Genomic DNA, 16,191 nt, shown 5'->3' on the forward strand with positions numbered 1-16,191 from the left:
TCAGGCTGCCAGTTCGATGACGAGGTTGAGATCCGGATCGACGCGCGCGACGTGCGTGTCCTTCAGCACCGCGCAACTGCTGTGCTCTTCGATCACCGCCGGCCCTTCGATCGCTGCGCCCACCGGAATCTCGGCGCGGGTGAATACCGGCAGCGTGCGCACGCCGCCGTCGAAGTAGACGTCGCGGGTGCGCGTCGGTTTCAGCGCCGCGCGGCTCTCGGGCTGCGCGACGCCGCCGCGCCAGCCGGTCGACGTAACCAGTTGCAGCCGCACATTGGCGACCACGATCGGCTTGTCCTTGCTGATGAAATTCCATTGCCGCAGATGCGCGGCCTCGAAGCTCTGCGCAAGCGCCGCGCACAGCCCGTGCGCACCGTCCGGCACCGGCACCGTCATCACGTCCGGCTGGCCGGCATAGCGGCAATCGGCGAGCCGCACTACTTTTACGCTTTGCGGGTCGACGCCGTGACGACGCAACTCGTCGGTGCCTTGCGCGAGCAGCGCATCGAGCGCACCGTTCAGCGTCGCGTCGTCGAGTTTCGCGAGATCGCTTTCGAGCGGGCTCTGATAGTCGTACTGCTGGTCGGCCACCGTCATGCCAAACGCGCTGAACAGGCCCGGCAGCGGCGGAATCACGACGCGCCGAATGCCCATCTCCTGCGCCAGATCGACTGCGTGCACCGGGCCCGCGCCGCCGTAGCAGATGTACGAAAACTCGCGCGGGTCATAGCCGCGCTCGACCGTCATGATGCGGATCGCCTGCGCCATCAGCGCATTGGCAACCGAACGCACCACCTGCGCCGCTTCCGGCACACCGATGCCGAGCGGCTTCGCAACCGCCTCTTCAACCACGCGCCACGCGGCCTTTGCATCAAGCTTGAATTCACCGCCGAGGAAGTGGTCCGGGTCGATATAGCCAAGCACGAGGTTGCAATCGGTGACGGTAGGCCGCGTGCCGCCGCGCCCGTAGCATGCAGGGCCCGGATCGGCGCCCGCGCTTTCCGGCCCGATACGCACACCGCCGCCCGCATCGATCCACACGATCGAGCCGCCGCCCGCGCCGACCGAATCGATATCGATGCTCGGCGAGCGCACCGTATACGTATGCAACAAGCTCTTGTTGCGCAGCTCAGGACGGAATTCGCGAATCAGCGATACGTCGAAGGTGGTGCCGCCCATGTCGCCGAGAATCGCGTTGCGCAGCTCGCTCTTTTCGCAATTGCGGATCGCCGCGCTGACGCCGCCGGCCGGGCCGGATTCAAGCAACACGATCGGCCGGTCCGCCACCATCGGGGCGCTGGCCAAGCCACCATTCGATTGCATGAACAGAAATTTGCCGGCAAAGCCGAGCCCTGCGAGCGCATCGACGAGGCGGCCAATATACCGGCCGCACACGGGCCCCAGCATCGCGTTGATCACCGTCGAGCTGGCGCGCTCGTATTCCATCGCTTCGGGGTTGACCTGATGCGATGCACAAACGAAGCGGTCCGGCAGCAACCGGCGCAGCACGTCGAGCGCCTCGCGCTCGTGCTGCGGATTCACGTGCGCATGCAGCAGGCACACCGCGACCGCCTCGATATCCGACTCGCGAATCCGTTCGGCGATCTGTTCGAGCTCCGCGTGGTCCAACGCCGTGATGATTTGCCCGTCATGACGCAGACGCTCAGTCACTTCGAGCCGCCAACGGCGCTCGACCAGCGCACGCGGGTTGTCGAACAGCAAATCGTAAAGATCGGCGCGGTCGTGACGCGACACGCGCCGCAATTCCAGAATGTCGCGAAAGCCGCGCGTGGTGACGAGCGCCGTCTTCGCGCCGGTGCCTTCAACCACCATATTGGTGGCCATCGTCGTACCGTGCCCGAGGAACGACACGTCCCCGCTTGCAGTACCCGATAGTTCGAGAATCTTGCGAAAGCCGTCGATCGTGCCAAGCACGCGGTCTTTCGGTGTCGTCGGCACCTTGGTCGACCAGATGCGCCCTGTTTCGTCATCCACCATGACAACGTCGGTGAAAGTGCCGCCGACGTCGATGCCGATTCTTTTCAAAGTTGCCTCTCTCCATGGGCAGGCGCGGCTGCGAGAAGGCTTGAGCGCCTGCGTTGCCGACGCAAGCGTGCGGCTCAACGATCGGAATGTATGGCGGCTTGTCGCGCCGCTTGTGCAGCGCGGTATTCGCGCCGTGCCGCTTCCAGCTATGATCGGCCGGGCGTTCGCTCACGCAGCGCGGCGCGGCCGGCCGGCCGGTCAGCTCGGTCAGTCAGATCAGGTCGATGGCGAGCACCACCGACAGCACGAGTGTAGGAGCCGGCCGGCGCGCACAGATAATGAAACCTTCCGATCAGGTGAGACCTTGGAGTTATATCGGTGATAACCAGTATCGATGCGATCTTGAGGAGACTGCGCGGCAGCCACGTGGCGTTGCTGATCGCGCTCGACGACCACGGTTCGCTGCGCAAGGCAGCACAACAGGTATCGCTATCGCAGCCGGCGATGACCAAATCGCTGCGCGAAATCGAAGCGCTATTCGGCGCCGAGCTATTTGCGCGCTCGCCGCGCGGCATCGTCGCGAACGAACTGGGGCGCTGCGTGATCCGGCATGCGCGCGCGCTGCGCTCAGAGATTGCGGCACTGCGCGACGAACTCGCGGCCATCATGCGCGGCGGCGGCGGCACGCTGGCGATCGGCGCGGTGATGGGCTCGGTGCCGGTATGGCTCACGCCGATCCTGAAGGCGCTGCGCGAGGTGCAGCCGGATATCTCGGTAGAAGTATGGGAGGACAACAGCGCGCGGCTGCTGTCGATGCTCGACCAGCGGCTGCTAGACCTGGTGATCGGGCGACCGAATGTCAGCGTGCACCCCGAAGCTTACGAATTCGTACCACTCGAAGTGGAACAGGTCTGCCTCGTGGTGGACGGTGCGGATGCGCTCGCGCGGGCGCGCAGTGTCGAACTCGCCGAACTCGCCGGCAACCCGTGGATCGTGCCGCAAGCAACGCTGCCGATGCGCTCGTTGCTCGAACAACTCTTCGACGACGCGCAATTGCCGTTTCCGCGCTATGCGATCGAAACCTCGTCGACCTTCGCGACGCTTTCGCTGCTGCGCTCGGGGGCCGGCACGATCGCGCTGATGCCGCTAAAGGTGGCGCAGTACTTTGCGGAGCACGAACTGGTTGCCGTGCTGCCGATTGCGATCGAGCGTCGCGGGCCGCCGTATGGCATCGCCACGCGGCGCGGCGCGACACTGACCCAACCGGTGCAGCAGTTTATCGATTTGTGCAAGCAACGCAGGGAACGGGAAAGCGCCGATTGAACGCCTTTTTACCGAATCAAGGACCATATATGGAATGGTTCGGCCATACGCGATTTTATACAGATTTATTTGGCTCGCCTTTCTTGTCGATTACTGCAATGCTAGTTTTATACGATGAATAGTTCCGTGCGCCAATCGCTCGCTTTTGCTTTTCCACATGCCCCGTGCGGGTAATATCAAGCCACTTTAAAGGCACACCTTTAAAGCGTCTTTAAAAATTTCCGAAGCCATCTTTGAATCCGGTATTAACGGCCGCATTGCATATCTATTAGAAAAATTTTCTTACACAAATCGCCGATTTATTTTCTTCTGCCCACGCTTAACATCCGATGCAACACGAATAAGAAAGCACGGAAAGATGAAGAAAAAGATCATGTCGGTGTTTGGTACGCGGCCCGAAGCAATCAAGATGGCGCCGCTGGTTCACGCGTTACAGGCCGACGACAGCATCGAGTCGATCGTCTGCCTGAGCGGACAGCACCGCTCGATGCTCGACCAGGTGCTCACGCTCTTCGACATCACGCCGCACCACGATCTGGCGCTGATGACCGGCAACCAGACGCTCAACGGCGTGGCATCGAAAATCATCGCGTCGCTCGACGACGTGATCGTTCAGGAGCGGCCGGACCGGGTGCTCGTACACGGCGACACGACCACCGCTTCGGCCGCAGCCCTCGCCGCATTCAACCGGCACATACCGGTCGCGCACATCGAAGCCGGCCTGAGAACCCGCGATTTACAGCATCCTTGGCCGGAAGAGGCGAACCGGCGCGTGGTCGACGTAGTCGCCGACCTGCTGTTCGCACCGACGCCGCAATCGAAGTTCAATCTTGCCTCGGAGGCACTGGCGGGGCGCGTCTACGTTACCGGTAACACGGTGATCGACGCGCTGCTGAGCGTCACCCGCCGGATCGATGGCGACGCGGCGTTGCGCACCCAGCTGGACGAGCGTCTTCACTATGTGGACCCGGCGAAGCAACTGGTGCTGGTGACCGGGCACCGGCGTGAAAACTTTGGCGCCGGTTTCGCCAACGTATGCGCGGCGCTTGCCGAAATCGCCACGCGCGACGATGTGCAGATTGTCTATCCAGTCCATTTGAATCCGAATGTGCGCGAGCCGGTGCTCGACGCGCTGCGCGAAGTGCGCAACGTGCAGCTGGTCGATCCGCTCGACTACGCGAGCTTTACCCGCCTGCTGCAACGTTGCGCGCTGGTGCTGACCGATTCAGGCGGCGTGCAGGAGGAAGCACCCGCGCTCGGCAAGCCGGTGCTGGTGATGCGCGACGTCACGGAACGGCCCGAAGCACTCGAAGCCGGCACGGTACAACTGGTCGGCACCGATCGCCGCACCATCGTTGCGGCCGTCACGCGGCTGCTCGACGACCCAGCCGCGCGCCGTGCGTTCGAGCGGCGCATCAACCCCTATGGCGACGGACACGCGGCGCAGCGCATCGCCGCCGCGCTCGCCGGACGACCCTTCGAAGAGTTCAGTCCCGCCAGCATGGCTGTCGCGTTCGCCTGAGCGCAGCTGTCACGGCCGTTCGCGTCGCGGGGCGACGAGCCCTCGCTTCGCGCCTCTCCTTTTGGAGCGGACGCGGGCATCGCTTCGCTTTGCATTACTGTCAAACATCCATCGGAATCGCACTTGACCTCCGCCCCGCTACGCCATCGCGCACGATGCGCTGTCTTCGTTTCTGTCATCACGCTTGCCATGGCGCTGCATGCGCCGGCCCAGGCTGCACCGCCTGCCTGGCGCGCCGCGCAAGCGTCAACGCAAACACAAACGCAAGCTCAAACTCCCACGCCGGAAGGCTTCGCCGTATTGAGCCAAAGCATCGTCGAAACGCGTACCGTCACGCTGCAGCAGCTCGGCCTGCTCACCTCGGTCACGCTCACCGCGCCCGATACGCGTCGCGAGTTTTTCCTGCCGGTGCCCGCCGATGTGCCGATCAGCAGTGCAACCTTGCAGTTCGACGGCGGCTACGTGCGTGGCGACGGCGGGCGCACGACCCTGCTGGTGTCGCTGGATGGTTCGCCGGTAGCCGCCCGGGGGCTCGACAAGGCGGAAGGCAGCGTCGCCGTGAACCTCGGCGTCGACGGCGCGCCGCGCCCGGTCGGCTTCGTGCGGCTCGGGCTCGGCTACGCATCGGTGATCAACGACAACGTCTGCACCGATCAGACGGCGATCGGCAACGTGCTGCGCGTCGATCCGTCGACCCGCCTCACGTACCGCTTCGATCCCGCCGATGTGCGCGACCTGCGCACCGCATGGAGTGCGCTGCCCTATACGCCGGTGCTGGGCGTCGCGGCACGCAGCCTCAGTGCGGCGGCGCTCGATACTGCATGGCGCACTGATGCCCTGCTGCAGCGTGACGGCAAGCGGCCATTGCTTCAGGCGCTGCCCGCACCCGGCATGCCAGTCGATCTGCGCAGCCTCGAAGTGCCCGCAGCGCTGCGCGGCGTGCCGGCATTCGATACGCTCGCCACCGCAGCAAGCGCGCCCGACGCGCAACACCATACGGTCGCGAACGCCGCGGAACTCGGCGCCCTGCTCGCGCTCGCGCCACGCCATGTGTTCGGCCCGGACGTGCTGGTGGCCGATGCAAAACTGCGCGCGACCTTTGAAGGCGCGTTGAACGCACTACGTGCGCAAGTTGCGCAAAGCGCGCCGAACCTGACCGCATCGTTCGATACATGGCGCTCGAACACGGTGAACCAGCTGGTCGGACCACTCGCTGCCGGGGAAGCGCGCGTCGCGCACTACGGCGGACGCGCGGTGCTGGTAGTCGGAGACAACGCTGGCGCCGCCGTGCTTGCAAACAGCTGGCGGCCGATCGACGTCGCACGGCGCGTAGTGGTGCACGAAATCGACGCCGGCGAGCGCACGCACGGCGACCGGGTCCTGCTGTCCGATCTCGGCGGCGAACCGCGCAGCGTCGACGTGCATTCGACCGCCGTATGGGAAGCGAGCTTCGACCTCGCGGCTGCGTCTGGCAACGGCAAGCTGCCGGATGAAGTGGTGCTCGACCTGGCCGCATCGCCGACTCTTTCGAACGGCGCGGCTACCGCCACCGTCTACTTCAACGACGTGATGATCGGCGCGAAGCTGCTCAACGTGGATGGCCTGCGCGAACGAATGACGCTGAAAATTCCGCGCTACGCGCTCGCGCGCACCAACGACTTGCGCGTATCGCTGCGCCGCCAGCCCGACGCCGGCTGCCAGGCGCGCCAGTCCTACCCGGTATCGGTGCTGCCGAGCAGCTACCTGAAGCTCGCGGACGGCACGCCCGGCAAAGACTTCGTCGGCATGGCGGCGCGCTATGCGTCGTCGGCCACCGTCATCGTTCCGCAGGCGTATCTGGACGACGCGCTCGACAGCGTGCCGCGTCTCGCGGTGCTAACCGGCGCGGCCGGCATCGCGCCGTTGCCGGCGCAGTTCAGCGTGATCGCGAACGGCGCGCGCGCGCAGCCTACGGGCCCGTTCCTCGCCGCCGACGTGCCGCTCACCGCTGAACAGAGCCCGGTCACGTTCACGGCGGATCACCTCGTACTCGATTCGGCGCAAGGCGACAAGCTGATCGACGTCTCCGGCCTCACGCATCTGGCGGTGCTAAGCGTAGCGGACGCCGGCCAGGCAACCGGTATCGTCTATCGTTCGACGCACGATTCGCCGGTGCTGACCGACAAGCTGCAGCTATCGCGCGGCAACATCGTGGTAGTCGATTCGACTGGCGTGCTGCAGCACTTCGACACGCTGGAATCCGACGACGATCTGGCCGGCACCGGCGGCTCCAGCAGCGAATGGGTCACGCATCATTGGGCGCGCTGGGGCATTCCGTTCGTGCTGATGATGCTGTTGCTGCTGCTGATCCTCGTCGCGCAGGGCGTGCGCAAGCGCAAGCAGACGAAGAGCGCCGCCGAACGCCGCGCCGCCGCGCAGCGCGAAACACAAGGCAACGGCGCGCACGATGGGCAAAACAAGGATCAGCCGCGATGATCGTCGCGACGCTCCGCTTCTACGGCAGCGTACTGCTTGCGCAGTATTACCAGTTGCTCGAGCACGCCGCGGCGGTGATTGCCGCGCTGATCCTGCTATCGAGCCTCGACGACCTGTTCATCGACCTGTGGTACTGGGTGCGCGAAGCCGTGCGCTATCTGACGGTGAGGCGGCACCACCAGCCTCTGACGGTCGCGCAACTACAGCAGCGCGACGAGCAGCTGCTCGCGATCATGGTGCCCGCGTGGCACGAGCAGGACGTGATCGCATCGATGCTCGAAGACCTCGTGCGCGTGCTCGACTACCGCGCGTACCGCGTGTTCGTCGGCACCTATCAGAACGATCCGGGCACGATCGCCGAAGTCGAGCGCATGCGGCATCGCTACAAGCATCTGCATCGGGTAGAAGTGCCGCACGACGGCCCTACCTGCAAGGCCGATTGCCTGAACTGGATCGTGCAGGCGCTGCTGCGCTACGAGTTCGAGGCGGGCGCGGAGTTCGCCGGCGTGGTGATGCACGACAGCGAGGACGTGCTGCATCCGCTGGAGTTGAAGTTCTTCAACTATCTGCTGCCGCGCAAGGACATGATCCAGCTGCCGGTAGCTTCGCTGGAGCGCGAATGGTACGAGCTGGTTGCGGGCACCTATATGGACGAATTCGCGGAATGGCACACGAAGGATCTGGTCGTACGCGAAAGCCTCGTGGGCACCGTGCCGTCCGCCGGCACCGGCACCTGCTTCTCGCGGCGCGCACTGCTCGCGCTGGTCGAAGATACCGGCGCGCAGCCGTTCAATACCGAAAGCCTCACTGAAGACTACGATGTCGGCGAACGCATCGGCCGCATGGGAATGCAGGCGATTTTTGCGCGCTTTCCGGTGCAATTCACGATGCGTCGCACCGCGTGGTTCGGCCTCGGCCGCGAGCGCGATGTGACAATCACGATGCCGCTGTGCGTGCGCGAATATTTCCCCGATACGTTGCGCACCGCGTACCGGCAGCGTGCGCGCTGGACGCTCGGCATCGGCCTGCAAGGCTGGACGCTGACCGGCTGGAGCGGCTCGCTGGCGAACCGCTATCTGCTGCTGCGCGACCGCAAAGGCGTGGTGACGTCGTTCGTCGGCATGATCGGTTATTTGCTGGTGATCCAGTTCGTGCTGTTCGCGCTCGGCTCGCTGCTCGATCTGACGCCCGACCTGTTTCCGTCGCCGTTTATCGATTCGACGCTGATGCATGTGCTGCTTTCCGCGAATTTCGTCGCGCTTGCGCTGCGCGTAGTGCAGCGCGTGATCTTCACGACGAAGCTGTATGGCTGGGAACACGGCGTGTTGTCGATCCCTCGGCTCGTGGTCACGAACTTCATCAACTTTCTCGCGGTGACGCGCGCGTGGCGGCTGTTTCTGGTGCATGTGGTGACCGGCAAGCGTCTCGCGTGGGACAAGACCGCGCACGACTTCCCGAGCGCCAGCGGGTTGCGCAATACGCGGCAGACGCTCGGTGAATTACTGGTGTCGTGGCAGGCGATCGACGCAGACAAGCTCGAACGCGCGCTGCAGGGTGAACACGCGCGTGAAGCGCCGCTGGGCCGCGTGTTGATGGCAAACGGCTGGCTCGACGAAGAGACGCTTGCCGAGGCAGTCGCGTTTCAGACCGATTTGCCACGCGGGCGCTTGATGCCCGAGCAGCTCGACGATCCGGCAAACCAGGTGCCGCTCGACGTGCTGGTGCGATTGCGCACCTTGCCGCAAGGCATCGATGCGAGCGGGCATGCGGTATTTCTCGCGGCGAATCTGTTGCCTGACGAAGGGCTCGACACGCTACGTGAGTTGAGCGGCCGTGCGGTGGCGCTGCGCATCGTGCGCGAGAGCGAGATCACCGCGGGTTTGCGCATCATGCGCCACGTCGACGAACCGCTGGTTGCGGATGCAACCAACGTGCGCACGCCGGGTGAACGCGGTGCGGCGCGCGGGGTACCGCTGCTCGGCGACATGTTGATCGAAATGGGGCTGGTGGCGCGCGAACCATTCGAAGCGGCTTTGCAGCAGTATCGGCCGGAGCGCGATGGCCGGATCGGCGAGTTTATGGTGGCGCGCAATGTGATTTCCCGTGACGCATTGCAGCGCGCGGTTGCCGCGCAACGGCGCTTGCGCGACGCGCACGCGAGCCGCGGATGAAGGGTCAACGATCTCTTTTGACCGCACCGCTGCCGGCCTGGTCCCGCATCGGCGCACGACCGCGGCATGCTGCATGCCTGACCGCCAGTTTGATGATCGCGCTGCAAACGCCCAGTACGCACGCCGACGAAACGCTGCCGTTGCCGCTTTCGGGCGCGGCCTATCGCGTCGCGCGCGAGGCGAACGCCGAATACGACGCGCATCACTACGCAAACAGCGTGACGTTAGCGCGCGAAGCGATCCGGCAACGGCCGGACGTAGTCGATCTACGTGTGCTGCTGGCCAATGCGTTGGCCGACGGCGGGCATCGCGGCGAAGCGATCCGCGAACTGACTGCGGCGATCCGCGAGCTCGGCCCCGTCAGGCCGCTTGTCGAGCGGCGTGCGCAGATCGTAGCGGTGATCGCAATGGGCGATGAGGCGAGCGACCTTCCCGGTGCGGCAGGCATCGCTGCGCGTGCGGCGTATGGCGCGTATCAGCGCAAAGACTACGACAACGCGATTGCCAATGCACAGCGCGCCGTTGCGCTCGCGCCGGAGGTCGAACGTCTACGTTATCTGCTGGTGGATGCGCTGTCCGCCGCGGGTCGCGATAGCGATGCCTACGCCGCAGCCGAAGACGCGGCACGACGCTTCGGTGACACCGACGGTTGGCGCACGCGCCGCCGCTTTATTGGCGCGCGTCTCGCGCCGGATGCATCGGCGGCGTCATTCGATGCACGGCAGCGCAACGATCTGGCCGAGGCTGAGCGGCTTGCCCGCCGCGCGGTGACGTATGCGCCGGATCGCCCAAACTTCCGTTTGCAGCTGTTCGACGTGCTGTTCGCGCGCGACGATATACCTGGCGTCGAGCGGGCCGCATCGGATGCAATCGCTGCAGACGACACCGACCTGTTCGCATGGACCTTGCGTGGCTACGCGCGCGCGGCACAACGTGAGGCTGGCGCCGACGACGATTTCGCGCATGCGCTGAACCTCACGCGAGCCACACCGCCCGATTCGGCCGACGATGACAACGCGCAAAGTGCGCAGCGCAGGAGCACACGCGACGCCCGCACGGTCCGCACGATGATCGCCGACGTATGGCTTGCACAGCATCGCCCGCAAGCGGTGCTGGAACTGCTGACGCCGCTCGAACCGGCGCACGACGATACCGACGCCGTACTTGCATTGCGCGTTCGGCGCGCAAAGAAAATGATGTCGGCGACCTACGTTGTGCAAACCGCCACGCATGCGACCTCGCACAAAATCGACCCAGACGCGCGGCCGATCTTCGACTGTCATGAAGACGAATTCGGCGCATCGTGCGACCTGTATGCGTCCGACCCTGGCTTCGCAGCGATGCGCGCAGCGCAGGACGCCACGCAACGCGGCGACCATCGCGCAGCGGTCGCCGCGCTTCGCAACGCTGTCGCCGCGGTACCTGACGATCCGCAGCATCGCCTTGCGCTGATCGACGCGCTCGTCGCGAATGGCGATGCAGCAGAAGCACGCCAGCAAGCGCACGCGTTGCTGGCCGCCGGACTTGCCGATGGCATGGAGCCATTGCAGATCGCCTATCTCGCACAGCGCGCCGGCGACAGCAAACTTGCCTACGAGAATTTCGCGCAGGCTGACCGTCAACACGCACTGCCCGCCGCAGCAACCGGAGACGCCGGCTACACCGCGCTGCAAACGCACCACAACGCACAAGGCGCCGCGTGGCTCGAACGCGCAATCGACTCCGGCACGCATCCCACCGACGGTGCCGAGCCGATGTCGCCGCAAGCCTTGCTCGACGCGCAGATGGCGCACGCCGACGCCACGCGCAACTGGGGCTTCACTGCATCGCTGAACTATCGCACCGGCATTCAAAACGGCTTCACGGCCAACCCGACGCCCGGTGTCGCGAACAACTGGCAAGCAGGCGTGGAAACGTACTGGCGTCCGTTCGGCAGTCTTGGCGAGCGCGCGTTCGAGGTCTATGCACGCAGCTACGAGAATTTCGGCGTGCAGGGCGGCTCGCCATCGGGAGCGGCCACCTTGCAGGCGGCGCTCGGTGCACGCGTGAAGCCGTTCGCCTCCACCAACGCACTATTCGCATTCGAGCGGGTCTTTCCGATCGGCTCGAGCGTGCGCGGCGACTGGCTTGCGCGCGCTGCATGGTCGGGTGGTTTCGGCGACGAGCGGCGGCTCGATGTGCCGAGCTGGTGGACCGGGCTCGTGTATGGCGAAACCGGCCACTACGTGCAGCACCCGTCGACTTACGCGACTGCAAACGCCCGCTTCGGCCGCACGTTTCGCGTCGACGCGCTCGATCCGCGCTTGACGGTGTTTCCGCATCTGGTCGCGGGCGCCGATTACGATTCGGCGATCGATCATAGCGTGCCGGTAGGTGTCGGTGCGGGCGTGGCGGCACGTTTCTGGTTCCGGGGCGGCCCGTACGATGCGCCGCGTTCGTATGTCGATGTGTCGCTGCAGTACCGCGTGCGCGTGGCTGGCGATGGGCGGGCGCGCGGCGTATTCTTCGGAACGGTGTTCGCGTGGTGATGGTGTCGCCCGGTGCGTTACCTGAAAGTGACGCGCTTCGTCCGTGTTCTTTGCCGCGAGATGCTCTGACATGAATCCGATCGCGCATGCCGCACCCGCACATACTGCATATGCCTCGTGCAGCCGCTGGCCCTGGGCCAAACGGCTCGCGGCAACTGCGCTTGCCTGCGCGATCGCATCGATCAGCTTCGTGTCGTGCGCAAAGGAACCCGGCGCGCCGCCCGTGCAGGGCATCGTCTGGCAGCCCGATAATGCGCATGCGAATCCGCGCGGCGACTGGGACCGCCTCGGCGCACATGAATTGATCGTCCAGTGGACTGCGGTAGACGGCAACGCATTCGTCAAAGGCACCGACCTGCGCGAGGCCGCGCAGATGCCGGACTGGAGCCGCATTGCACGCGAGCCGTGGGCGCGCGATGTGATCGTCGGGCTGGCGGGTCGCTTTAGCGAAAATTCCGCGCGCAGCGACACGGCGGCGCTGCTGCGCGAATCCGCTCAACTGGCCGCGGCGAAGCTGCCGCTTCACGTAACCGGCTGGTATTACCCGGCGGAACTCGACCCGAGCTGGAAAACCGCGGCCAACACGCTGCGCCCCATACTCGAAGCATTGCCCAAGCCACTCTGGATCAGCGTGTACGACCGTCAGAATGTCGGCGGCGACGCGCTGGCGACGTGGCTTGCGGCGTGGCTGCCCGCGGGCGTCGGTGTGTTGCTGCAGGATGGCTGTGGCGAATACGCACGCGAGCCGCGTATCGCACGACAGTACGCGGACCAGTTAGCGGCGAAGCTGGGGAAGGACCGCGTTCGCATCATCGCGGAAGCATTCCGGCCGATGCCGGGCGGCGGCATGCGCGCCGCAACGGCACAGGAGTTGCGGCCGCAACTGATTGCGTATCGCGGATATAAAGTCTATTTGTTCGACGGGCCGCACTATGTGTCGAGTGAGCTCGTGCGGGAGTTGTTGAATACTTCGCATGATGAGGCTTTGCATTGACGCGCTGATTGCAATGGCGGTCATGAGTGCCTCGTTACGAAAGCCCACGAACACCGGTCAGCCCAAGCTTTGATCGTCCGCTGCGGCCCACGTCGGGTCAGTGCTTGAGCGCGCCTGGCGCCGGCGATTCGTACTTGGTACGTTGCCACCGATCGAGTATTCCACGAGCTTCAAGCAAGCCACGCTCAATGCTCTCCTGGCCTCCTTTCACCCGGACCGTCAACTCGATCACGTAACCGTTAGGATCGCGCAGGTAGATTGACTGGATAGTCCTATGATCCGATGGTCCGCGCACCTCGACGCCGGCAACCACCGCTTTCTCCTTGTAGGTCATCAGGGTCAGCACATCAGGTACTTCCAGCGCGATGTGCAGATCGAAATCCGACTTGGGTTCAAACATACCGTCGCGCTCATCCCCCATGACTTCGAAAAACGCGAGATAGGAATGATCGTCCATTTCGAAAAAAGTATGCAATGCCTTGATTGGACGACCGGTCTTGGTGGCACTGAGCTCCAATGCGGCCGCCAGTCGCAGCCCGAGCAGCCCCTCATAGAATCGCCGGGTTTCTTCGGAATCCCTGCATCGGTAAGCGTTGTGATGCAAACCTTTAATATCGGATGAATAGCCGGACATAGGTCCTCTTACGTGAAGGAAAGCTGCCGCACTGCGGTCGCCACGAGATGTTTGACAAACGTGTCATGTATTATCGTGGAAACAAGTTAGTTTGACATTCGTGTCAACATTAAATCTTGTCGATTCCCCGCAGCGCCGGTTCAAGGCAGCACGCCATCGCGCCGTTCTTTCCTTCCCGTAAGCTATTTTCAAGCATCATCGGGCGCCGATCCGCACCCTATCGAGGCGGCTGCAGGTCCATCGCGACGCGCGCAATTGCGTCCGCGTGGATGATCGCGCTGTCGACCGTCGGATAGCCCGGATCCTGACCGTCAAATGCGAGCGACAAGTCCGTACCGCCAAGGACAATCACTTCCGCCCCCTTATCCCCACACAGCTTTCGACCAGCCTCGTACAAATAGTCGCGCTGTTCGGGCGTCGCGAATCCTGCAACCGCTATCGCGACGTAGCAAGCATGGATACGGTCGATCTCGTCGGGGTCGACAGTCACGACCTCGGCCGACGATACGCCGTAGAGGCCCGACTCCATCACGGCCCGCGTTCCAAGAACGCCGACCCGAGCCCATCCTTTCCCGGCAAAATAGGCGTCTAGAACCGGGATGGCGTTGATGAGCGGCAGGCTGGAGATGGCGGCCAGATCCTTGATGCAGAAGTGCGCCCCCATTGATGTAAGCGCCACAGCTTCACAGCCCCCTGCGCGCAGCTGATCGATATACCTCGCGAAAATCACCGCTTGCGCGGCAGCACGACCTGCTTCCAGATTCGCGATCAGCTCAGTGGAGTCGCCGTGAGCGATAGTCAGGGAAAGCCGTCGCCTGGCTTCTGCGTGCAGGCGTACCAGCCTTCGATAATAGACTTCGGTCGCCGCGGGTCCGATGCCGCCGATCAGCCCGATGTGCATAGCCTGTCTCCTTTGAGTGCCGTTCCGTGCAAACGTAAGTGTGCCGAGTGAGCGCCAATATGCGTTGTTCTCGACAAAATATCATCTACATGAAAGCGAAATAACTCTTACGGCCATCGATGCAATATTAAGGATCGTAAGGTGGCACGCGCTCAATGTGCCGCCGACACTTCGCCCGGACCCACTTCTCTCGGCGCGGCATGCACACGCCACCACGCGAGCGTGAAAGCGATCGCGAGACACGCGACGAAGATCGCGAAGCCGATGCGCAGCGACTGCGCCCAGTCGCCGGTCAGATGCTGGACGATGCCAAGCCCGGCGACGCCGGCAAGCGCGCCGATCTGCCGGTTCGCGTTCAGCACCGCAGCGCCGATATTCGCATTGCGCTGACCGGCCTCGTGCATGACCGCTGCCGTCATCGCAGGCACAGCAAACCCGATCCCGAGGTTCACCATCGCGATGGGTACGATCAACCAGCCATACGGAAGCCGGGTGCCGAGCACGGTGGCGGCGAGCGACGCGATGGCCGCGAACCCGATACCACCGAGCAGCAGCCTGCGGGCGCCGAGACGCGCGGACAGATGCCCGGAACAGAAATTGGCGACGGCAAACACCACCATCACCGGAAGCATCCGGACGCCGGCGCCGAGCGCGGTCTCGCCGTCGACCTTCTGCAAAAACAGGCTCAGCACGAAGATCTCGCCGAACACCACCACGTTCATGCAGGAACCGATCCCATTGAGCGCCCAGAAGGTGGCATTGCGCGCAAGGCCCGCCGGAATGACCGGTGTCGAGCTGCGCCGCTCACGAACGATCGCGAACAGCAGCACCAGCGGCACCAGCACGGCGGCGCCGACGATCGCCGGGCTGGACCACCCGAATCCGGGCCCTTCGATCAACACGAAGCTCAGTGCGGCAAGCGCGATCATCACCAGCGCATGGCTAGGCATATCGAGCGCGTGCGACTTGCGGCGCGACGGGCGCAGAAACGCAAAGGCCAGCGCGATGCCGATCAACCCGACTGGCAGATTCAGATAAAAAATACTGCGCCAGCCGAAGCGATGCACCAGCACGCCACCGACGAGAGGCCCCGACGCGAACGCGACACTGACAATTGCGCTCCATATCCCGACGATCTTCGCGCGCACATGGCGGTCTTCGAACGACTCGGTCAAGAGGCTCAGCGAACTTGGCACGAACAGCGCGGCGGCCATCCCTTGCGCGAGGCGCGCGCCGATCAGCATGGCGACCGAGCCGGCCGCGCCGCAAAGCGCTGACGCGCAGATGAAGAGCGCCAGACCGATCACGTAGACGCGTCGCGCGCCGAGCCGGTCAGCAAGCGCACCACCGAGCAGCAGCAGCGCGGCGAATGTCAGCGTATAGCTGTCGACGACCCAGACGAGCGAAGCCAGCTTCACCGAGAAGTCATGTTGAATATTGGAGAGCGCGACGTTGACGACAGTCACGTCAAGCATCGCCATGATGAAACCGCACGAGACGGTGAGCAGAATCGAGATCTGCCTGGAGCGAGAAGGAAGCGAGGACATGTGGGGGTGCAGGTGAATCGGACGCGCTGCTCGCTTATGCGGCGAGGATCGCATCAAGGTGACCAGCGCGGCGCCTATGATAGGGCATCTGCAAAGTCCTTGCTGCTGCG

General features: G+C 64.2%; 10 protein-coding genes. 6 read left to right on the forward strand and 4 right to left on the reverse strand.

Translation table 11 applies throughout. From position 1 onward, the window contains the following. Positions 1-2,046, reverse strand: a complete 2,046-nt coding sequence (locus ACYVNQ_RS17115) for a hydantoinase/oxoprolinase family protein (protein ID WP_460903740.1) — start codon at positions 2,044-2,046, stop codon at positions 1-3. Between the two features lie 318 nt (positions 2,047-2,364). Between ACYVNQ_RS17115 and ACYVNQ_RS17120 the strand changes: the two genes are divergently transcribed. From ACYVNQ_RS17120 to ACYVNQ_RS17145, 6 genes are all read left to right on the forward strand, one after another. Beyond that, complete coding sequence (locus ACYVNQ_RS17120; RefSeq protein WP_460903741.1) at positions 2,365-3,309, forward strand: LysR family transcriptional regulator; 945 nt, start codon at positions 2,365-2,367, stop codon at positions 3,307-3,309. Between the two features lie 358 nt (positions 3,310-3,667). Then, a complete protein-coding gene (gene wecB, locus ACYVNQ_RS17125; protein ID WP_460903742.1) occupies positions 3,668-4,831 on the forward strand; it encodes a non-hydrolyzing UDP-N-acetylglucosamine 2-epimerase in 1,164 nt (387 codons plus the stop codon). Positions 4,832-5,131: 300 nt separating this feature from the next. Beyond that, the gene (locus ACYVNQ_RS17130) at positions 5,132-7,306 is read left to right on the forward strand and encodes a cellulose biosynthesis cyclic di-GMP-binding regulatory protein BcsB (protein ID WP_460903743.1); all 2,175 of its coding nucleotides are present in this window, start codon (positions 5,132-5,134) and stop codon (positions 7,304-7,306) included. Then, a complete protein-coding gene (locus ACYVNQ_RS17135; RefSeq protein ID WP_460903744.1) occupies positions 7,303-9,477 on the forward strand; it encodes a glycosyl transferase family protein in 2,175 nt (724 codons plus the stop codon). Before ACYVNQ_RS17130 ends, ACYVNQ_RS17135 begins: the two co-directional genes overlap by 4 nt. 92 nt (positions 9,478-9,569) lie before the next feature. Then, complete coding sequence (locus ACYVNQ_RS17140; RefSeq protein ID WP_460903745.1) at positions 9,570-12,005, forward strand: NfrA family protein; 2,436 nt, start codon at positions 9,570-9,572, stop codon at positions 12,003-12,005. 70 nt (positions 12,006-12,075) lie between these two features. Beyond that, complete coding sequence (locus tag ACYVNQ_RS17145) at positions 12,076-12,999, forward strand: alpha-amylase family protein (RefSeq protein WP_460903746.1); 924 nt, start codon at positions 12,076-12,078, stop codon at positions 12,997-12,999. A 97-nt stretch (positions 13,000-13,096) separates the two neighbouring features. Here ACYVNQ_RS17145 and ACYVNQ_RS17150 read toward each other — a convergent pair whose 3' ends face one another. The 3 genes from ACYVNQ_RS17150 to ACYVNQ_RS17160 all read right to left on the reverse strand — a co-directional run bounded on the left by ACYVNQ_RS17150 (position 13,097) and on the right by ACYVNQ_RS17160 (position 16,081). Then, the gene (locus ACYVNQ_RS17150) at positions 13,097-13,633 is read right to left on the reverse strand and encodes a VOC family protein (RefSeq protein WP_460903747.1); all 537 of its coding nucleotides are present in this window, start codon (positions 13,631-13,633) and stop codon (positions 13,097-13,099) included. 217 nt (positions 13,634-13,850) lie between these two features. Further along, positions 13,851-14,534 (reverse strand): aspartate/glutamate racemase family protein, encoded by a 684-nt coding sequence (locus tag ACYVNQ_RS17155; RefSeq protein ID WP_460903748.1) that lies wholly within the window; start codon positions 14,532-14,534, stop codon positions 13,851-13,853. A 152-nt stretch (positions 14,535-14,686) separates the two neighbouring features. Then, positions 14,687-16,081 (reverse strand): MFS transporter, encoded by a 1,395-nt coding sequence (locus ACYVNQ_RS17160; RefSeq protein ID WP_460903749.1) that lies wholly within the window; start codon positions 16,079-16,081, stop codon positions 14,687-14,689. Between the last annotated feature and the right edge of the window lie 110 nt (positions 16,082-16,191).

Source organism: Paraburkholderia jirisanensis (assembly GCF_054782355.1).